Source organism: Pseudochelatococcus sp. G4_1912, from assembly GCF_047501465.1.
Classification (GTDB): Bacteria; Pseudomonadota; Alphaproteobacteria; order Rhizobiales; family Beijerinckiaceae; genus Pseudochelatococcus.
Genome location: NZ_JAZDRL010000002.1, coordinates 438,817 through 460,125 on the forward strand (window position 1 = coordinate 438,817; position 21,309 = coordinate 460,125).

Below are 21,309 nucleotides of genomic sequence, written 5' to 3' on the forward strand. Positions count from 1 at the left end.
AGGAAAGAGAGAATCGTTTCTATAATTTTAGTTGCTTTTGACTCAGGCGAATGAATGCAGACCCTCACCCGGCCTAATGTGCTACGTTTTGACTGGCAACCGGCCATCCGAACCATTCCTGAAGGACACTTTGTAGCGGCGATCGGCGACGTTCACGGCCATGCGCATCTGCTTGATACAATGCATGATGCTATCAAGCGTGAGCTGGATGAAATTGGCCCCGATGAAGCAACTGTCATTCATCTTGGTGATCTGATTGATCGCGGACCTCGCAATCGCGAGGCGCTTTTGCTCGCCCGTCAAGGTGTTGCCGGCACAACGACCATCACCTTACGCGGCAACCATGAAGATCGTTTCCTTGCCTATCTAGGTGGATCGGAAGAAGCGCTGGAGCCTTGGCTTGACGGTGGCGGCATGGGCATGTTTACTCAGATGGGGCTCGATCCCGGACAAATCACGCCTGCTGAATTTCGTGCTAAATTCGGCGAGGATCTTGCGCAATGGCTTGAAGACACACCCGTCATCCATCGCATTGGACAGCTGGTGTTTGTGCATGCTGGTATTGATCCTTCACTCCCCCTTGATCGGCAAGACCCTCATACTCTTATGTGGGTTCGCCGCGAATGGCTCGACACCCCTGGCCCCTATCCTGAAGGCGTTGCCGTGCTACATGGGCACATTCCTCGCCGGACTATCGATTTCAGAAACCGTCACCGAATCGATCTCGATAGCGGGGTAGTAAACTGGGGTATTCTTTCGGGGCTTGTTATCAGCGGCAACAGAATGCGTTTGCTGCAGGTCAGCTGATATAACTTGGCATTACTCTATAGCCAATGCTTATGCCTACCCATGATTCGTCTAAAACCAGCAAATGAATTTTAACGCTCTTGATTGCCGGAAAGATATTTTTAATTCAACATTATAATCAAATAGATATGGCAAGATATGGATTTTGACGCCATCATAGATATGAAATGATTTTTTGCTTTTAAGCCTTCTTATCAGGCAGAAAAACGACGAAATGTAGTGATCATTATCTGCGCAAGACAAAAAAGCATTTTGTCTCACTTAAATATAAAGCCGTAAATCCGACATAGTTTGAAGCGATATAGCTCAATAATTAATGACCTATTATCAGTGACTTGTGGCACCATCATGTCTGATACTACAGTTGTGCCTACCCCCTCCCTCGTGACAAATGCCACCGTTGCCGGTATTGGCCTAATGGTGTTTGGCTTATTCGTTTTTGGCGCCAATGATGTGATGGGTAAGTGGCTTGTTGCCACCTATTCCGTTGGGCAGATCCTGCTCATTCGCTCCCTCGCAGCGTTGCTGATCCTCTCTCCCTTCATTCTACGGCAGGGTCTACGGTCATTTTGGCATCTGCCACGCCCACGCGTACAAATCGCTCGTGCACTTTGCGCGACTGGAGACGTTGCTCTATTTTACTGGGCTGTAGCTTACTTGCCTCTTGCAGACGTTATGACATTCTACCTCGCTGGTCCCATTTATGTCATGGTAATGTCAGCACTTTTCCTGCGAGAACGTGTTGGTATGGCACAGTGGGTTGCAGTCGCCATAGGTTTTGGAGGCGTATTGACGGCTCTTGGCCCATCGATTGCCTCTCTCTCCTGGCCTTCCCTTATTGCGCTTGGCGGCAGCCTGTCATTTTCGGGTTTAATGGTGCTAACCCGCATGTCACGCGGCACCGGAGATGTGCATCTGGTCACGACCCAGATCATTGCCAGCCTTATATTGGGGTTGATTGCCGCGCCATTTGGCTGGGTCGCGCCGAACATGATGGGTTTTGTGATGATGGGCACGCTTGGTGTCGTCTCAATGAGCGCTTATCTGTGTGTTAATCGCGCCCTAAAATTGGCACCAGCCTCCGTTGTTATACCTTATCAATATACGCTCATCATCTGGGCAGTTGTGTTCGGATATTTATTTTTCGACGAGATTCCAAAGATCACTACACTTTTGGGCGCAGCTATCATTGTTGGCGCGGGAATATTCCTATTCTTGCGAGAGCAAGCGCAAGCGCCTCAATCCACCGAAACACCCGATCCAACTGAGCTTCCTGCATCTATTGGATTGTAGGATTAAAGATAAGTTTTTAAATTATTACTGCCTTACCCTCGCCATAAACAGTCACCCGCCTACCTCAACAAGCATATAAGACTCACAAATAAAGCATACATTAGTCTCAGGTGTAGGCTGAGGATTCAAATTAAGTAATACGAGAATAAGATAGCGATTGTTACGGCGTTGAGGAACGATTGAGCTGATTTGTCATATCGTGTAGCGATGCGGCGCCAGTTTTTGAGTTTGGCAAAGCATGCCTCCACCCTCCATCTTTTTTTATAAAGCTCTGTATCAATTGTATTTTTGACTTTTGCATTTTTTCGGTCTGGCACACAATATGTGATGTTTGCGGCTTCAACGCAGGCGCGGATGTCTTTGGAAACATAGCCTGTATCCGCCAGTATCTGGCGTAAATTTGGATGATTGCAGGCGTTGATCAGCAGCGGGGCGAGGCAAACATCGTGAATGTTGCCACCCGTGATCAACCATGCGACGGGTTTGCCGCGCCCGTTACAGGCCAGGTGGATTTTACTCGTCCAACCGCCGCAAGATCGACCTGTGGCAGGACATCCTTTTTTTGGGCGCCAAGAGCCGAACGCTGTACCCGTATCGTGGTCGAATCTATCATAAGTGTCTCATCTTGCGCGTCTTTTTCGGATAAAGCCTGAAAAATACGCGTCCAGACGCCCTGAGCGTTCCAGCGTTGATAGCGCGTGTAAAGTGTTTTGTGTGGTCCGTAAATCGCCGGAGCCTGCCGCCACATCACACCCGACTGAAGAACATAAACAATCCCCGATACGACCCGCCGATCATTTACACGCCGCCGTCCCCGCTTCACCTTCGGCAACAAATCCTGCAATTTGGACCAGGCAATGTCATTGATATAAAAAGGATATCCACCCATCAGAAACCTCAAAATTAAAGCGATGATGGGAGTGAATCAAAACACTTATAAATATTCGTTAATTTGAAGGCTTAACCTAATTTACATATTCTGCCGATAAATAAAATGATAAGTTTTGATGTTGTGTGATTAATATTGCACAATAAAAGCGATGGAATTGTTATTTCTAGCGTATCGAAACATTCATTTTTATGTAAGGTAATGGTCATTGAAGCCACAAAAATGAATTGACGTTTGAGCGCATAGTCATTAGAAGCGCTCAAAATTTAGTCTTCCATCGTTCATGAAGGCGTGCCCATGTTATTTGAGCGCGCTTGCAGCCCGTGAATAACGAGTATGATCAGCGTTAGTAAGATGTCCGCAAGACTTACGAGAGTTGTGAGCGCACTGGCGCTCATGGCCTGCGTTACTTCGCCTGTCCTCGCAGATTCAACAGCTGCGCCACGGATTCGCATCGATTTCTGGTTTGGCAACTCTGGTGACGTGGCAAAAAATGTCCAGGAACAGTGCCAACGCTTCAACGAATCTCAATCTGAATTTCAGATTGCTTGCCTGTCTCAAGGCAGTTACGTAGCGACAACCCAGAATACCGTTGCCGCTTACCGGGTCAATAAACAACCCACAATCGTTCAATTATATGATGTTTCAACGCTCGATATCATGCTTTCCGATGCGTTTTATCCCGTTAAAAAATTAATGGCGGATGAGGGATATTCAATTAATTGGGACGATTATCTTCCAACTATTGCATCAGGCTATATGACCTCTAAAGGAGAGCTTTATTCCATTCCCTATAACTCTTCGACGACATTGTTATATTGGAATAAAGACGCCTTTAAAAAGATTGGGCGGGACCGCGCACCCGCAACATGGGAAGAAGCTGATACTGCATTTCGTGAATTAAAAGCAGCAGGTTATCAGTGCCCTTTTGCTATCAATATCTCGGCTGATGAAAGTTTCCAGCTGATGGAGCAGTTCTCCACTATCCATAACCAGCCTGTTTCTACAAAAAGCAATGGCTATGATGGTCTTGGAGCAGAACTGGTGGTGGACAAAACCTTATTTGCCCGCTTTGTTGGCGATCTCAAGCGTTGGTATGATGAGGGTCTCCTGCGCATCAAATCCAAGGAAACCGGACAAGATATGGCGTCAGCATTTACGTCTGGCGAATGCCAGGCAACGCTTATTTCGGTTGGCCAGCATGGCGTTGTTGGTAGCACAGCCCCCAAGGGAATGAACTGGGATGTTGCGCTTTATCCGGTTTATGAAGGGCATAAGCGCAATAAATCACTTGCTGGTGGTGCCTCATTATGGGTGCTGAATGGCAAAACTCCTGATGAGTATCGGGGGGCTAGTGCATTTCTTAAATTCATTAGCAGTCCAGAAGAAACCATGAAATGGTCGCAAGCGACGGGATACATTCCCGTTACTAAGAGCAGTATCGACTATATGGTGGGCAAAGGCTTTTATGAGCAGCCTGGCATTAAAGGTCGGGAATTGGCTATTGAGAGCGTTGAATTCTCATCACCTTCTGCTTTCACACGAGGGATGCGGCTTGGAACTCTTCAGCAGATCCGGATGGAATTCAGCAATGCAATGCAAGCGATTTTCTCCAATAAATTATCTGTAGAAGATGGCCTCAAGCAACTCGTAAAGCGTGGAAATATGAGCCTGCGTCGCTACGAAGCAACATATAAAGGACAGGCACTTCCTTAATCTGCAGTAACTTAAAATGACACGGGTCGAAACATATTCTTGGAATCATCGGCGCTTAATTGCATACTTATGGTGATCTTTAAGAGAATTTTGGCAAACAAGTAATTATCAATTTTATTGAGCGGAAAACCCCATGGAAAGACGCGCCTATTTTAAGAACAGGTGGCTAGGCGCGGCATTGATTGTGCCGCAGATCTTGCTTGTTTTTACGTTTTTCTATTGGCCAACGGGGCAAGCTCTGTTTTGGGCCTTTACGTTACAGCGCCCTTGGGGTGGCACCAGTGAATGGGTCGGTTTGACCAACTTTGTTGCCATTCTTAGTGATCCGTTTTACTGGAACTCTGTTATTCGAAGCATCGTGTTTGCAGCATGCAGCACAATGCTTGCAATGGGCGGGGCCTTATTTCTTGCGCTTATGACAGACCGTGAGCTGCGTGGTCATGGTATTAGCCGCGCAGTTTTGGCATGGCCTTATGCCATCGCCGCACCTGCATTGGCGCTGGCTTTTCGTTTTATCCTGGCGCCCGAGGCTGGATTTCTGGCTTACCTCAATCAAATTTGGCCCGGCGTCTGGAATCCTGCATTGAATGGCACACAGGCGATGATAGCCATTACCATCGCCTTTTCGTGGAAGTATCTTGGTTATAATTTCATCTTCTTCCTATCGGCTCTGCAGAGCATTCCGCGCTCACTGATAGAGGCTGCCGCAATGGATGGATGTGGCCCCTTGCGCCGAATGCGTGACATTCAGCTACCACTGTTGACGCCGACAATCTTTTTCATCCTGGTAATCACCATTACCGAGAGCTTCCAGGATTCATTCGGCATTGTCGACATCATGACCGAAGGTGGCCCAGATCGAGCAACCGAGCTGATGGTTTACAAGATTTTCTTCGATGGCTTCAAAGGTCTTGATTACTCGAGCGCGGCGGCACAAAGCATTATTCTGATGATTCTTGTGATGTTTTTGACGTTCATCCAGTTCCGCTTCATTGAGCGGCGCGTGCACTATCGGTAAGAGCTTTAGAAGCAGGACTATACGATGATTGAACGCACGCCCATTTTTAATTTTTTCACGCAGTGTGCATTACTGTGCGGCCTCATAGTGGCCCTTCTTCCGTTTGCCATTGTGCTGATCGCTGCATCTCATGATCTGCACACAGTTAATCAGGTGCCGATGCCTCTCATACCTGGCAGCCATCTGCTTGAAAATTTGCAAGCAGCCTGGCATGAGGCGAACCTCGGTACAGCACTCATAAACAGCCTGATTTTTGCCTCTGGCGTGGCTTTAGCTAAGATTTTCTTTGCTTCGATCACGGCATTTTCAATTGTATTTTTTCGATATCGCGGCCGCATGGTTGTATTCTGGCTGATTTTTGTCACGCTGATGCTGCCACTGGAAGTGCGTATTGTTCCCACCTACGCGGTTGCGGCCAATGCATTCGGGCCCATTACTGCTGTGCTTGATATGCTGGGTATCAATTGGTTACTGCAACAATTGGCAGGTATCGATATCCGGCTGCAATGGAACCTGCTGAATTCCCACACGGGTCTGATCCTCCCGCTCATTGCAACGGCCACGGGCACCTTCCTTTACCGGCAGTTTTTCATGACAGTACCCGATGAGCTGGTTGAAGCATCACGGATGGATGGTTCGGGTCCGATACGCTTTTTCTTTGACGTGTTGCTACCGCTCTCGCGTACGACAATGATCGCATTATCGACGATTATCTTCGTTTCAACCTGGAACCAGTATCTCTGGCCGCTGCTCGTCACTACGGAAGCCGAGTATGCGACCGCAACAATCCAATTGCGCTCTCTCATCCCCGAGTCTGCAGGCTTACCGAACTGGAACGTAGCAATGGCTGGCACGCTGATTATCATGGCGCCACCGCTTGCGGTCATGATCATTGCCCAGCGCTGGTTCGTACGGGGTCTGATTTCAACCGAGAAGTAAAGTGCTGATGACAGTTTCGGCTGTCATCTCATCGACCGACCTAATCACCAACGGGCGCCGGGCGCCGACGACTGTCAGGAAGCTGTACCGATATGGCTGATATTACAATCCGCTCCGTCACCAAGAGCTACGGCAAAATACAAACCCTGCATGGCATAGACCTTGCGATGAAGAATGGCTCGTTCGTCGTTATCCTCGGCCCATCGGGCTGTGGCAAGTCGACGTTGCTGCGTATGATTGCGGGCCTTGAAGATATTTCTTCGGGTGAGATTTTGATCAACGACAAGGTCGTGAATAATCTTGAGCCCCGTGAACGTGGCTGTGCGATGGTCTTCCAGAACTATGCGCTTTATCCGCACATGACTGTTGCCGAAAATATCGGTTACGGTCTCAAAGTCGCTGGCGTGCCAAAAGCTGTCCGTCGCGAACGGGTTGAGAAGATTGCAGCATCGCTTGGCCTAGCCAACTTCCTTGATCGTCGCCCTTCTGCCCTTTCTGGTGGCCAGCGTCAGCGCGTTGCCATGGGCCGCGCCATGATCCGTGAACCGAAGGTGTTCCTGTTCGATGAGCCACTTTCGAACCTTGATGCAATGCTGCGCGTACAAATGCGTGTTGAAATCCGCAAGCTGCATCAGCGCCTCAAGGCAACCAGCATTTTCGTTACACATGATCAGGTAGAAGCCATGACCTTGGCGGACATGCTGGTTGTCATGAACAATGGTCGCGTGGAGCAAGTGGGAACGCCAGCCGAGATTTACCACCAACCCGCATCGCGGTTTGTTGGCAGCTTCATTGGCTCCCCGCCTATGAACTTCTTCGAGGGCAAGGTGCTTTCTGGTGGCAAAATTGGCCTGGATGATACTACAGCTCTAACGATCACAGCTGATGTAGCAGTTCCAACTCCGGGCACACCTGTTTCAGTTGGTTTCCGGCCGGAAGAAGTTGAAATTGTGCCTCATGGTCAGGCAGGTGCTCATACATTTACTGTCGATATGGTGGAAGAACTGGGTTCCGGGCGCTTGGTGCATGGCACATTTGCTGGTGTAAACACAATCCTATCGATCACCTCACATGGCGAACTCCAGCAGGGCCAACAGATCTCCATCCGTATTCCGGTTGAGTCTGTTTATCTATTCGATGCAGAAACCGGTCTGCGCTTAGGCAAGAATAGCGCTGCAGTCGCAGCTTGATATCGATGAAACCTTGCAAAAGTGAGGTTTCATTTTTTGTACACGCGTTCAGCGCGCCCAAGAATCGATGTCTAATTCTGAATTGATACAATAGTCTCAATACGCCGATTGGAATGAGGGGCAGTTATCCCGATCGGCGCTGTGGATGGGCATTTTCTTTCTATCCGACAATAGCCTATACTGCACCCATGTCTAACATGATTTCCTTTGGCAGCATGCCCAACGCCATCGAAGCCCTCCTCGATTTTTATATCGAGGCAGGTGTTGATTGCGCTATTGACGAGCTACCGCGAGATCGCTTTCAAGATAGCGCTGTAGCCCGCGCTGCTATTGCTTCGGCCCACGTGCCCATTGCGCAACCACATGGCGTGAATGCCAAGCCCCAATCTGCAGCTGTACCTTCTGTCTCGCTAGCACTTGAAACGATTGATGAAACGGCCCGGGCTGCACGCGAACTTGCTCGTAATGCCGATACGCTACCCGCGCTGCGCGAAGCTCTCGCAACTTTTGACGGATGCGGACTAAAAGCCACAGCTAAAAATCTGGTATTCTCGGACGGGAATCCGCAAGCTCGGGTTATGTTTGTCGGCGAAGCACCCGGTCGTGATGAGGATCTTCAAGGTGTTCCCTTCGTAGGGCGCTCCGGGCAATTGCTTGATCGCATGCTGAAGGCCATTGGTCTCTCACGTGCGGAGGACGTTTATATCGCCAATATCGTACCATGGCGACCGCCGGGTAACCGCACGCCCACCCCTCAGGAAGCGGCAGCCTGCCACCCCTTCATCCAGCGTCAGATCGAACTATGCAACCCGGACATTCTGGTATGTCTTGGGGGACCATCGGTTCAGGCGTTGCTCGGGGTGAGGGAAGGCATTTTGCGCACACGCGGAAGGTGGTTTACCTACAATACAGGCCAACGTGAAATTCGCGCGCTTGCAACACTGCATCCAGCATATTTGCTACGCCAACCCTTACAGAAACGCCTCGCCTGGAGAGATTTTCGCGCCTTGCAAAAGGCAATAGCTGAGACAGCACCAAGCCATAACATCTCTGCGTAGTTGCAAGACAAAATTTACCCTCGATAATGCTGATAAATCAGAAGGCTGCGCACTTCTCAATTGCATGATGTGATCAATCGAGTAGATGCCGCACATCAGCCAAAGCCATCTGAGGCGCCGTATCACTCTGTACAATATTCCAGGAGATTGCGCCTATATCGTAGGTTGATTGACGGCGCACTACCGCTGTATCTGCATCTGAGGCATCATTGATACGCGCCTCAACGCGCGCTTCCAGCGTTGACATTGGTGCCTCAAGCCAAAAGCCATCGAAGCGAACGCCCACATGGCGCGCAACATTTTCAATTTCGAGGCGTTCAACTTCTGTTGCATATACGGCGTCAACAATCACACTTTGGCCGGCTCTTAGCGCTAATTCTGCACGCCGTCGTAACCGCGCATAAACCTCCGTCGTCACAGCCAAGGTATAAGCTTCCGGCGGGAGACGCGTTGTTTCAGCAACATTAAACAACGTCTTTCTTTCAATGTCCGAACGCAGATGCACAGCTCCCACTGGCCGCCCGATATCAGGCGCAAGAAACCGCGCAAGTGTGCTTTTACCAGAGCCTGAAAGACCACCAATCGCCATAAGCCGCACTGGCTGCGGAGAGAGAAACCCTTCGGCCATTGCCAGATATCTGCAAGCCTCGGCTTGGGCCTGCTCCAACTCCTTATCTTGCAAATGCGGCAAGGCCACAGCTGTCACCATTGCCCTTACACCAGCACGCAAGCTGAGGAAAAACGGCAACGCAGCTAATCCAGCAAGATCCCTCTCATGCCCGCGCGCCCACAGATAGCGGTTAAGCACTCCATTAGCGACATCATGTAATCCACGTTCCCACAAATCCATCAGCAGAAATGCAAGGTCGTACAATAAATCAACAGTTGCAATGCTATCATCGAACTCGATTGCATCGAAAAGCACTGGCGCGCCATCGATCAATACAATGTTGCGCAAGTGCATATCACCATGGCAGTGTCGAACATCACCGGCCTCTGCCCGTGCAAGCAAAAGCGCCTGCAGGTCATCAAGCGCAGCAAGTCCTGCAGCCTTTACCGCTAATACGCGCTCTGGCGGAAAAAGATCTGGCCGCTCGGAAAGTGCCTCCGCATTGCGGCGAACATAGCGCCCTAGCTCAACCACCGAGGATAGCGGATCAGGCACCATCGGTGCATTTCGATGCGCACGCACAACCATAGCAGCCAAAGTGTGTGCGATATCAGACGGCAGATTGTTGCGCATCACCAAGTGATCAAGCGTCGATGCTTCATCGAAGCGCCTCATGTGTACGGCCCACTCAACAATATCGCCCTCCATATCGGCACCGTCTTTGCCTAGCTGGAACTCTTTATCTGCACGCAAGATGGGAACGACACCCAGATAAATACCCGGTGCATTGGCGCTGTTTACTGCTATTTCTGCTTCACATACAGCGCGTCGTTTTTCGAGCGTTGAAAAATCCATAAATGAGTAACGCACCGCGCGCTTGACCTTATAAACGTGATCCCCAGCAAGAAATACCACGGCACCATGGGTATCAATCCGTTTGATCTCATCCGTTACGCCGTGGCTTTCAGGGCGCATCAGAAATGCAAAAACAGCCTGCTGAAGAGCATCTTGCTCCGCATCGATGCCTATCACACGTTTACGTCGTCCCTGCTCGGTCATCCCACCCCTCCACCACAGGATCAAACTTATGCACCAAAGCTTTCACTATCACCTAATAGCCATACGCTCATCAACAGCCCTGTTCACAGACTGTCTCACTGAAATTGGCAGATTCAGCACAGATTCCGACTCGGCGCTTTACATAGTTTCTTATATGTTCTATCTAAAATCATAATTTGTTCGAATTGTGCGTTTAACGCTATGGCTAGCTGGAAGATGAATAACACCATATCCGGACCTGCGCGCACAGGCTCTCAGAGGATAGCAACGATGACCGATGCCCCTCAATCAACGGCCCCCATGGTTGATCCCCAGCGTCGGCGGGGGCGGGGCGCGGTTTCGAATCCGGCTGCGCGGTTTGAACCTACCCATCTTGAGGATATGGATGACGGCTGGGGAGAGCCGGACGAGCTTCCCCCTATCAGGACCGAGGTGCTGATTGATAAGGCACGCAGTGTTATCACGCGCAACGCATCACCTGACATTCCCTTTGATCGATCACTCAATCCGTACCGCGGTTGTGAACACGGCTGCGTTTATTGTTTTGCACGACCAACTCATGCCTACCTCGGGCTGTCACCTGGACTTGACTTTGAATCCAGGCTGTTTGCAAAACCCGATGCACGGCAATTGCTTGAAAAGGAACTATCAAAACCCGGTTACGTACCACGCACTTTGGCCATTGGCACGAATACCGACCCCTATCAGCCTATTGAGCGGCAATACCAGCTAATGCGCGGCATTCTTGAAGTGCTTTGCCGAATGGGGCATCCGGTCAGCATTGTCACCAAATCAGCGCTTGTCATGCGCGATATCGACTTGCTGGCACAGATGGCCGAACGCGGGCTGGTGTGTGTTGCTTTATCAGTGACCACGCTAGACGCAAAGCTTGCAAGAACAATGGAGCCCCGCGCATCCGCACCTTATAAACGGCTGGAAGCAATGCGACAGTTGAGTGCTGCAGGCATTCCTGTTTCAGTCATGGTCGCACCGATCATCCCTGCAATGAACGACAGCGAAATCGAGGCTATTCTGGAGGCAGCTTACGAGGCCGGCGCGCGCGAGGCAGGTTACGTGCTGTTACGGCTGCCGCTGGAAGTGCGCGATCTCGTGGTTGAATGGCTGGTGACACACTATCCAGACAAAGCACGCCACGTGCTGTCGCTCATTCGCGATGCACGTGGTGGCAAGGATTATGACGCACGCTGGAACGAGCGGATGACGGGCACGGGCCCTTATGCAGCAATGATAGGTCGCCGGTTTGAGGTTGCCCTGCGCCGTATAGGCTATCTCAAACGTCAGCCGCGGCTGCGCACGGATCTATTCCGCGGTGCGCCGCCGCAAGCTCAACAGCTAAGCCTCTTTTGATCAGCACTCCAGCGCTTTTACTGCTGCCCGCGTTCTGCCAGAAACGCCTCATGCGAGCGCTTGAGATCACCTGATAGGCCGACCTCAATCAGTGTGCGGGTTTCTGCAACGCCGTAGAGCGCTACAAAAGAACCGAAACGTGGCCCGCGCTCTTCTCCGAACAAAATACGATAGAGGGTCGAAAACCACGTCTGCGAGACGCCAGGGCGCCCATCCGGACTTTTCGACTTACCGCTCGTATCGGGGAAATGCGTACGGCCGATCTCATAAACTGCGTTCTGCAACGCTTCCGCATCGGTCGAACCCGCGTGGCGCTCCAGCTCTGCCGACAGATCAGCAAGGGCTGCACGCTCTTCTTCCGTCGGCTCGGCATAAGTCTTGGCTGGCTTAACGAAGTCGCGGAAGTAATTGATCGCATAGCCGACAAGGCGATCGAGCTGCGGATGGGTTTGCGGCGAAGTACCGGGCGCATACCGCTGGATGAAGCCCCACAACACAGCCTTATCCTCGGAGTTAGCGACGGCTGCGAGGTTCAACAGCATTGCAAAGCTCAGCTGTGTGCCACGGCTGCCAGCCTGCGCCTCACCAATGATTTCCGGCGCAGGCGGGTTACCGGCATGGAGGTGCCATACCGGATTGCCAAGGCGCATCTTCCAATCCTGCCGGCCATAGTTGCCAAGGAATGCAAGATAATCATCAACGTGGCGCGGGATCACATCAAAGTACAGCCGCTTGGCCTCACGTGGCTTGTTGAACATGAACAGCGCAAGACTCTCAGGCGTACCATAGCGCAGCCACTCGTCGATAGTCAGGCCGTTGCCCTTCGACTTGGAGATCTTGCCGCCCTTATCATCAAGGAATAGCTCATAATTGAACCCTTCCGGCTGCTCACCACCCAGCACACGCGCGATCTGGCCAGAGAGCTTGACCGAGTCGATCAGATCCTTCCCTGCCATTTCATAATCAACGCCCAGCGCAACCCAGCGCATGGCCCAGTCGGGCTTCCATTGCAGCTTGACGTGGCCACCCGTCACCGGCGTCTCAAAGCGCTCACTGGTTTCGGGATCACGCCAAACAATCGTGCCAGCTTCCGCGTTCACTTCCTCAATCGGAACCTGCATAACGATCCGCGTCTTCGGGTGGATCGGCAGGAACGGCGAATAGCTCTGTGCACGCTCAGCCCGCAAGCTTGGAAGCATTACCTTCATCACCGCATCATAATTACGCAGCATATGCAGCAACGTCTCATCAAACACGCCGCTCGTATAAGCCGCCGTCGATGAGCGGAATTCATAATCGAAACCGAATGCATCCAGAAACGCTTGCAGCCGCGCATTGTTGTGCGCGCCAAAACTCGCATGGGTGCCGAATGGGTCCGGCACTTCCGTGAGCGGGCGGCCTAGATGCTGTGCGATCAGTTCCTTATTCGGGATGTTATCCGGCACTTTGCGCAGGCCATCGAGATCGTCCGAAAATGCGATCAGGCGGGTGGGAATGCGGTCTTCCGTCAGCACACGGAAAGCATGCCGCACCATTGACGTGCGCGCCACCTCTCCAAAAGTGCCGATGTGCGGCAATCCCGATGGACCATATCCCGTCTCGAACAGCACGGGACGTGTACTTTCCCGTTTATCGCCTGCACGCTCAAGACGCGCAACAAGTTTGCGCGCTTCCTCGAATGGCCAGGCGGCCGAGGTCCGGGCGGCCTCGACAAGCGCGGGATCAAGGTTAAGCGGGGCGGGCATGAGCATACTCTTTCAATCTGAGGCGATACAATGATAAACGGGAACCTGCCAACCTATCCCGCGGACAAAGCATCTCAGCAAAATCAACCTGATTGTCACTTATCTGACTATTCTCTGAGATACAGGATCGCTGTTTAATCTAAATGAACCTTCACATCAATGCCGGCATTAGATCGAGTATGAAGCATCGCCTGAAAAGGATGAAAAACGATCAGGCCGCGAGAACAAACCATCAATCAGCCCATCTCTTTTGCTAATCCAGTATAAACGCTCTCCACCTCTAATCTTCGTTAATATATTCGGAGTCGATACATCAGAAATTTCGCCAAACCACCTTATTGGTTTAACTGAAAGCTTTTCTTTCACCTCATCTGCAAGACATTTCGCCAGATCAAGTCCAGACCCATTCAGAACCCGGGACTCTAGGTTTTTTAAAGTCTCCGAAGAAAGATGCTGAAATATCCCAGACGAAAGCGATACAAGCGTAACTTCCGGAAGCTTATTCAGCACATGAGCCGAAAGACTTCCAAGCCCTTTCTTATCCTCTGAAAGATAATTAATTACGTCCGAATCTAAGTTTTCATACGCGTCGATACTAAGATCATTTAACACTTCGCCTGAAAGCTGCTCGATTTCATCATGCTGGAGGTTATTCAGCACCGCAAAAGATAAGTTTTTCCTATCAATAAAACCAAGCTCGTTGATCTCATCAACCGAAACGCTTTGTTCCGGCGCTGCAAGCGCGTTCAACTTCTCTGAGGGCAAAGATTGTTTATGCTTTTCAATAATAACAGCAATCTGATCTTCCGATAACATGCGCAAAACATGCTCTTCACCATTGATAGCTTCGACAGATGGCAACGCTAGAAGATACTCTAATAAAATATCCTTAGCTGCTCCTGATAGATATTGTCCATCATGGAGGCTAAGCGCTTTGAATTCTTCAATCGAAATGTCTTCTGCTTGGCCTGCACGTGCATTCAACCCCTTAATATGAGCTGGTATACGAGCATGCTTAACAGCAAGAATGTCAGCTTTATATTTTTCTTTAAGAGCTTGAATCTCAGGCTCTGATAGAAAACGCAGAACACGACTATCAAGCTTAATAGCTTCCGAAGCAGAAAGGCGGCCTATAATACCTGCGCTCACACTCAATAACCCAACGTCATCAAGCTTATTCAGCTCTTCTGCTGTGACAAGACCGCAGACAGATCTGACGTTCAATAACAATGACTGCCAATTCAAAGAATTAACAAGCCAAACAGCAGATCGGTTCGAGAAGTCATCCAAAGCATCAGTAATAGTGTCTGAAAAGCGTGCTATTAATATACGAAGGGAAACATTGCTGACTAAAGCTCCCAATAATATCCCTACCTCACCGACCCCAGCAGCAACAGCCCCACTAGCTCCTATCCAAACAGCAACATTGGTAGCCAGCAATCCTGTCCCAATCGCAGCAGCCGCTATAACACCCACAGCCAGACTATTAACAGTAGCAAAACCAACACCAAATATTGTTCCGGCAATAACCTTGGCTACTCTGGGATGAGAGACGCTACTCTGATCAAATGGCGGCGCGGTATCGATATGTCTCTCCGCGCCAACCAATGCAGTCACGCCATAATAAGCGCCTGCAACCATGCTCATGCCCATATCTCAATACCTTAATTTATAAAAATAACATTGCCCCGTCAGAAACAGGTAAATACGCCGCAAATATGTCATTATGGACAAAGGGCAAACATGCTTCTCCTGCCATGGGAGAGACATTTAAATAAATATTCCCCATCCATAACTATTGAACGAAGCGTCCAAACCGCAAATAACGAGTGCCCATGCAACGCAAGACAAGTTATCTTGCAGACACTTCCGGTTTTAAAAGAATGAACCGTTATGAGCGGTCAGTTCCACTTCTTCACTGATCCCATGCTTCCAATTTAATGAGCCCAACCCATCCGCGCTTATGCTTGCAGCTCCGCACCGCCCGGTGACGAGCGTCTTGCATCGCTCACGGGCTTTATGAGATCGGAGCGCTTTTGACAGTTACTGATATACTCATCCTCATATAAGAATCAATTATCATCAAGGAGGCCGCCATATTCACGCTTCCAGTATAAACGTTCTCCGGCGATAATCTTACCTACTATATTCGGAGTCAATACATCAGGCGTTGGACCATACCATCTTACAGGTTTAACTGAAAGCTTTTCTTTCACCTCATCTGCAAGACATTTCGCCAGATCAAGTCCAGACCCATTCAGAACCCGGGACTCTAGGTTTTTTAAAGTCTCCGAAGAAAGATGCTGAAATATCCCAGACGAAAGCGATACAAGCGTAACTTCCGGAAGCTTATTCAGCACATGAGCCGAAAGACTTCCAAGCCCTTTCTTATCCTCTGAAAGATAATTAATTACGTCCGAATCTAAGTTTTCATACGCGTCGATACTAAGATCATTTAACACTTCGCCTGAAAGCTGCTCGATTTCATCATGCTGGAGGTTATTCAGCACCGCAAAAGATAAGTTTTTCCTATCAATAAAACCAAGCTCGTTGATCTCATCAACCGAAACGCTTTCTTCCTGCGCTGCAAGCTCATTCAACTTCTCTGAGGACAGAGATTGTTTATGCTTTTCAATAATATAAGCAATCTGATCTTCTGATAACATGCGCAAAACATGCTCTTCGCCATTGATAGTTTCGACAGATGGAAGCATCAGAAGATGCTGCAATAAAATCTCCTTAGCCGCTCCTGATAGACCTTTCCCATCAAGGGGGGCAAGCGCTTTGAATTCTTCAATCGAAATGTCTTCTCCTTGGCCTGCACGTGCATTCAACTCCTCAATATGAGCTGGTATACGAGCATGCTTAACAGCAAGAATGTCAGCTTTATATTTTTCTTTAAGAGCTTGAATCTCAGGCTCTGATAGAAAACGCAGAACACGACCTTTAAGCTTAATAGCTTCCGGACCAGAAAGGCGGTCTATAATACGTGCATTAAGGCTCAATAACCCAACGTCATCAAGCCCATTCAGTTCATCTGCAGTCACAAGACCGCAGATAGATCTGACGTTCAATAACAATGACTGCCAATTTAAAGAATTAACAAGCCAAACAGCAGATCGGTTCGAGAAGTCATCCAAAGCATCAGTAATAGTGTATGAAAAGCGTGCTATTAATATACGAAGGGAAACATTGCTGACTACAGCTCCCAATAATATCCCTACCTCACCGACCCCAGCAGCAACAGCCCCACTAGCTCCTATCCAAACAGCAACATTGGTAGCCAGCAATCCTGTCCCAATCGCAGCAGCAGCCATAACACCCGCAGCCAGACTATTAACAGTAGCAAAACCAACACCAAATATTGTTCCGGCAATAACCTTGGCTACTCTGGGATGAGAGACGCTACTCTGATCAAATGGCGGCGCGGTACCGATATGTACCCCCGCGCCAACCAATGCGACCCCGCCATAATAAGCGCCTGCAACCATGCTCATGCTCATATCTCAATACCTCAAATTTATAAAAATAACATTGCCCCATCAGAAACAGGTAAATACGCCGCAAATATGTCATTATGGACAAAGGGCAAACATGCTTCTCCTGCCATGGGAGAGACATTTAAATAAATATTCCCCATCCATAACTATTGAACGAAGCGTCCAAACCGCAAATAACGAGTGCCCATGCAACGCAAGACAAGTTATCTTGCAGACACTTCCGGTTTTAAAAGAATGAACCGTTATGAGCGGTCAGTTCCACTTCTTCACTGATCCCATGCTTCCAATTTAATGAGCCCAACCCATCCGCGCTTATGCTTGCAGCTCCGCACCGCCCGGTGACGAGCGTCTTGCATCGCTCACGGGCTTTATGAGATCGGAGCGCTTTTGACAGTTACTGATATACTCATCCTCATATAAGAATCAATTATCATCAAGGAGGCCGCCATATTCACGCTTCCAGTATAAACGTTCTCCGGCGAGAATCTTCTTTGCTATATTCGGAGTCGATACATCAGGCGTTTCACCAAACCACCTTAGTGGTTTAGATGAAAGCTTTTCTTTCACCTCATCTGCAAGACATTTCGCCAGATCAAGTCCAGAACCATTCAGAACCCGGGACTCTAGGTTTTTTAAAGTCTCCGAAGAAAGATGCTGAAATATCCCAGACGAAAGCGATACAAGCGTAACTTCCGGAAGCTTATTCAGCACATGAGCCGAAAGACATCCAAGCTCAGCCTCTGAAAGAGAATTAATTACATCCGAGTCTAAATTTTCATACGCATCGATACTAAGATCATTTAACACTTCACCTGAAAGCTGCTCGATTTTATCATGCTGGAGGTTATTCAGCACCGCAAAAGATAAGTTTTTCCTATCAATAAAACCAAGCTCGTTGATCTCATCAACCGAAACGCTTTGTTCCGGCGCTGCAAGCGCGTTCAACTTCTCTGAGGACAGAGATTGTTTATGCTTTTCAATAATATAAGCAATCTGATCTTCTGATAACATGCGCAAAACATGCTCTTCGCCATTGATAGTTTCGACAGATGGAAGCATCAGAAGATGCTGCAATAAAATCCCCTTAGCTGCTCCTGATAGATATTGTCCATCATGGAGGCTAAGCGCTTTGAATTCTTCAATCGAAATGTCTTCTGCTTGGCCTGCACGTGCATTCAACTCCTCAATATGAGCTGATATATGAGCATGCTTAACAGCAAGAATGTCAGCTTTATGTTTTTCTTTAAGAGCCTGCATCTCAGGCTCTGATAGAAAACGCAGAACACGACTATCAAGCTTAATAGCTTCCGGACCAGAAAGGCGGTCTATAATACGTGCATTAAGGCTCAATAACCCAACGTCATCAAGCCCATTCAGTTCATCTGCAGTCACAAGACCGCAGATAGATCTGACGTTCAATAACAATGACTGCCAATTTAAAGAATTAACAAGCCAAACAGCAGCTCTTTCCGGAAAACCCTCTAGGCACCCAACGGCTACAGCTGATATAATAAGTGCGGGAACAGTGGTGACCATGGCTGTAAAGCCTGCTGCGACCACATTCATTCCAGCAGCGATCCCACTGGATCCAATCAATCCACTAACCAGCAATCCCGTACTGGCACTAGCTGCCCCCACAATACCAGCAGCGAGACAAATACCAGCAGCTATACGAACACCATCGATCGCCCCGGCAATAACTCTGGCTACCCTGGGATGAGATACGATACTCTGATCAAACTGCGGCCTTTCACCTTCTACGTCAACCAATGCGGTTCCGTTATGATAAGCGCTTGCAGCAATGCCTATGCTCATATCTCAATACCTCAATTTATAAAAATAATATTGCCCCATATGAAACAGATAAATACGCCACAAATATGTCAGTATTGACAAACAGCGCCCATATTTCTCCTGCCTTGGGAGAGACATTTACATACATATTCTCCATCCATAACTATTGAACGAAGTGTCCAAATTGCAAATAACAAGTGCCAATGCAACCCAAGACAGGCTAGGTTGCGGACACTTCCGGTTTCAAAAGAGTGAATCGTTATGAGCAGTCAGTTCCAATCTTTCGATGATCCTGCCGCTTCCAATCTTGGTGAGGCCAACCCATCCGCGCTTCGGCTTGCGGGTCTACGCCGTTTGTTGGCGCAGCGGGGCCTTGCGGGATTTATCATTCCGCGCGCTGACGAACATCAGGGCGAGTATGTGCCGCCGGGTGAGGAACGCCTTGCGTGGCTCACAGGCTTTACGGGATCGGCAGGCACAGCCGTGGTGCTGGAGAACGAGGCAGCTGTCGTCGTTGATGGTCGCTATGTCATTCAGGTGCACGAGCAGATTGATCCTGCCCAGTTCTCGCCCGTAGCGCTTGCTGAAACACCGCCAGAGGCATGGCTGGCGGAGCATCTGCCTGCAAATGCGAAATTTGCTTATGATCCCTGGCTGCACACCGATGGACAGGTGAAGCGGCTGGAGAAGGCCATTGCCAAGGTTGGCGGATCGCTGGTTGCGCTGGATGACAATCCGATTGATGCAATCTGGGAAGACAGACCCGCAGCACCCGAGGCGCCGATCCGGCTGCATCCGCTTTCTGTTGCTGGCGAAACCACTGTCAGCAAACTTGCGCGCCTGCGCACTTTGCTTTCGGAAGCTCACGTTGATGGCCTCATCATTAGCGATCCGCACAACATTGCATGGCTCTTCAATATCCGTGGCAATGACGTTCCCCATACGCCAATTGCTCTGGGATATGCGCTGGTTCCCACGGAAGGGCGGCCAACGTTGTGCTTTGATGCGGGACGCTTCGAGCCTGTAGCATTTAATGCCATCACAGAAATCGCAGATGTCGCCCCCAGCAATACGCGCAATGCTAGAGAAGCACTTGAGACGGCTATCACTTCACTGGCAAATGGGCTGGACCACGCCCGTTTGCGGATTGATCAGGATACAGGCGCATATGCCTTGCAGCATCTGGTAGCAACCGCTGATGCAGATTTTGACATCGGCCCAGATCCGCTCACCGACCTAAAGGCGGTGAAGAACGCACGCGAGATTGAGGGCGCCCGTGCAGCGCACCGGCGTGATGGAGCAGCGGTATCGCGCTTTCTTGCATGGCTTGCGCGTGAGGCGCCAAAAGGGCAGCTCACAGAAATTGCAGTCGTTGAAGCACTGGAAGAGTTCCGGCGGGATACCGGGCTTTTGATGGACATTTCTTTCACCACCATCGCTGGTGCAAACGAGAATGCCGCCCTGCCGCATTATCGTGTTACGCGGTCCAGCAACCGTCCGGTTCTACCTGGCATATTGCTCATTGATTCAGGTGGACAATATATTGATGGCACCACCGATATCACACGCACTGTAGCCGTTGGCACGCCAACTGCCGAGATGCGGGATCGTTTTACGCGCGTTCTCAAGGGCCACATCGCGGTGGCTCGGGCTGTGTTTCCCGAAGGTACGACAGGTGCGCAGATCGATCCGTTCGCACGGCAGGCGTTGTGGGAAGCGGGGCTCGATTTCGATCATGGCACCGGGCACGGCGTTGGTTCGTTCCTGTCGGTGCATGAAGGTCCACAGCGGATTTCCAAGCTTGGAAATGTGGCGCTCAAGGCGGGGATGATCCTTTCAAACGAACCCGGTTATTACCGGGAGGGGCACTATGGCATCCGCATTGAGAACCTGCTGATCGTTGAGCCTCGCACGGCAACTGACGCGGAAAGGCCGATATTCGGCTTTGAGACCATCACACTTGCGCCGATTGACCTCACATTGATCTCTAAATCACTTCTGCGTCCTGATGAAATCGCGTGGCTGAATGCTTATCACGCCCGCGTGCGCGACGTGCTCTCACCGTTGGTGGATGAGACAACGCGAGCGTGGCTGGTAGGAGCGACAGCACCCCTTTAACGGGGAAAGAGAGTAAAAAACAGGGTGACGGATAGAATGAACGGATGATAGAAGATTTTATCTATTAGAGCAGTTTGCGTTCAATTTGATTATTCAAATGAACGCAAGTTGCGGTGAAATATAGAAATTAGAGCGCAGTTCTGATTCAATCAGAATGTCAGGCGCTCTAACGATCTTTTGTCTATCACCCTGGCTCTGGCAGCTT

General features: G+C 49.8%; 14 protein-coding genes and 1 pseudogene. 9 read left to right on the forward strand and 6 right to left on the reverse strand.

From position 1 onward, the window contains the following. Positions 1 to 54: 54 nt before the first annotated feature. Together VRZ32_RS09290 and VRZ32_RS09295 are read left to right on the forward strand one after the other, a co-directional pair. Positions 55 to 807, forward strand: coding sequence for a metallophosphoesterase (locus VRZ32_RS09290; protein WP_414525458.1), 753 nt, complete (start codon positions 55 to 57; stop codon positions 805 to 807). Positions 808 to 1,155: 348 nt separating this feature from the next. After that, a complete protein-coding gene (locus VRZ32_RS09295) occupies positions 1,156 to 2,100 on the forward strand; it encodes a DMT family transporter (RefSeq protein ID WP_414525459.1) in 945 nt (314 codons plus the stop codon). A 125-nt stretch (positions 2,101 to 2,225) separates the two neighbouring features. On the opposite strand, the pseudogene VRZ32_RS09300 reads toward VRZ32_RS09295, so the two are convergent. Further along, positions 2,226 to 2,953, reverse strand: a pseudogene (locus VRZ32_RS09300) (IS5 family transposase); the annotation flags it as partial. A 372-nt stretch (positions 2,954 to 3,325) separates the two neighbouring features. Between VRZ32_RS09300 and VRZ32_RS09305 the strand changes: the two are divergent. From VRZ32_RS09305 to VRZ32_RS09325, 5 genes are all read left to right on the forward strand, one after another. Continuing rightward, positions 3,326 to 4,705, forward strand: coding sequence for an extracellular solute-binding protein (locus VRZ32_RS09305; protein ID WP_414525460.1), 1,380 nt, complete (start codon positions 3,326 to 3,328; stop codon positions 4,703 to 4,705). Positions 4,706 to 4,838: 133 nt separating this feature from the next. After that, on the forward strand, positions 4,839 to 5,723 hold the full coding sequence (locus tag VRZ32_RS09310; protein ID WP_414525461.1) for a carbohydrate ABC transporter permease: 885 nt from the start codon (positions 4,839 to 4,841) through the stop codon (positions 5,721 to 5,723). Positions 5,724 to 5,747: 24 nt separating this feature from the next. Next, positions 5,748 to 6,662 carry an ABC transporter permease subunit gene (locus tag VRZ32_RS09315; protein WP_414525462.1) on the forward strand — a complete coding sequence of 305 codons (915 nt, stop codon included), beginning with the start codon at positions 5,748 to 5,750 and terminating at the stop codon, positions 6,660 to 6,662. Between the two features lie 92 nt (positions 6,663 to 6,754). Then, positions 6,755 to 7,852, forward strand: a complete 1,098-nt coding sequence (locus VRZ32_RS09320) for an ABC transporter ATP-binding protein (RefSeq protein WP_414525463.1) — start codon at positions 6,755 to 6,757, stop codon at positions 7,850 to 7,852. Between the two features lie 197 nt (positions 7,853 to 8,049). Continuing rightward, on the forward strand, positions 8,050 to 8,910 hold the full coding sequence (locus VRZ32_RS09325) for a uracil-DNA glycosylase (protein WP_414526182.1): 861 nt from the start codon (positions 8,050 to 8,052) through the stop codon (positions 8,908 to 8,910). A gap of 73 nt (positions 8,911 to 8,983) precedes the next feature. On the opposite strand, the gene VRZ32_RS09330 is transcribed toward VRZ32_RS09325, so the two are convergent. After that, positions 8,984 to 10,579 carry an AAA family ATPase gene (locus tag VRZ32_RS09330; RefSeq protein ID WP_414525464.1) on the reverse strand — a complete coding sequence of 532 codons (1,596 nt, stop codon included), beginning with the start codon at positions 10,577 to 10,579 and terminating at the stop codon, positions 8,984 to 8,986. Positions 10,580 to 10,849: 270 nt separating this feature from the next. On the opposite strand from VRZ32_RS09330, the gene VRZ32_RS09335 reads away from it, so the two are divergent. Further along, complete coding sequence (locus VRZ32_RS09335) at positions 10,850 to 11,947, forward strand: PA0069 family radical SAM protein (protein WP_414525465.1); 1,098 nt, start codon at positions 10,850 to 10,852, stop codon at positions 11,945 to 11,947. A 17-nt stretch (positions 11,948 to 11,964) separates the two neighbouring features. Here VRZ32_RS09335 and VRZ32_RS09340 read toward each other — a convergent pair whose 3' ends face one another. From VRZ32_RS09340 to VRZ32_RS09355, 4 genes are all read right to left on the reverse strand, one after another. Then, the gene (locus VRZ32_RS09340) at positions 11,965 to 13,692 is read right to left on the reverse strand and encodes a lysine--tRNA ligase (RefSeq protein ID WP_414525466.1); all 1,728 of its coding nucleotides are present in this window, start codon (positions 13,690 to 13,692) and stop codon (positions 11,965 to 11,967) included. A 168-nt stretch (positions 13,693 to 13,860) separates the two neighbouring features. After that, positions 13,861 to 15,339 (reverse strand): hypothetical protein, encoded by a 1,479-nt coding sequence (locus VRZ32_RS09345; protein WP_414525467.1) that lies wholly within the window; start codon positions 15,337 to 15,339, stop codon positions 13,861 to 13,863. 425 nt (positions 15,340 to 15,764) lie between these two features. Continuing rightward, positions 15,765 to 17,189, reverse strand: coding sequence for a hypothetical protein (locus VRZ32_RS09350; protein WP_414525468.1), 1,425 nt, complete (start codon positions 17,187 to 17,189; stop codon positions 15,765 to 15,767). A gap of 426 nt (positions 17,190 to 17,615) precedes the next feature. Then, positions 17,616 to 19,007 (reverse strand): hypothetical protein, encoded by a 1,392-nt coding sequence (locus VRZ32_RS09355; RefSeq protein WP_414525469.1) that lies wholly within the window; start codon positions 19,005 to 19,007, stop codon positions 17,616 to 17,618. 240 nt (positions 19,008 to 19,247) lie between these two features. On the opposite strand from VRZ32_RS09355, the gene VRZ32_RS09360 reads away from it, so the two are divergent. Further along, on the forward strand, positions 19,248 to 21,104 hold the full coding sequence (locus VRZ32_RS09360; protein WP_414525470.1) for a M24 family metallopeptidase: 1,857 nt from the start codon (positions 19,248 to 19,250) through the stop codon (positions 21,102 to 21,104). Positions 21,105 to 21,309 lie beyond the last annotated feature (205 nt).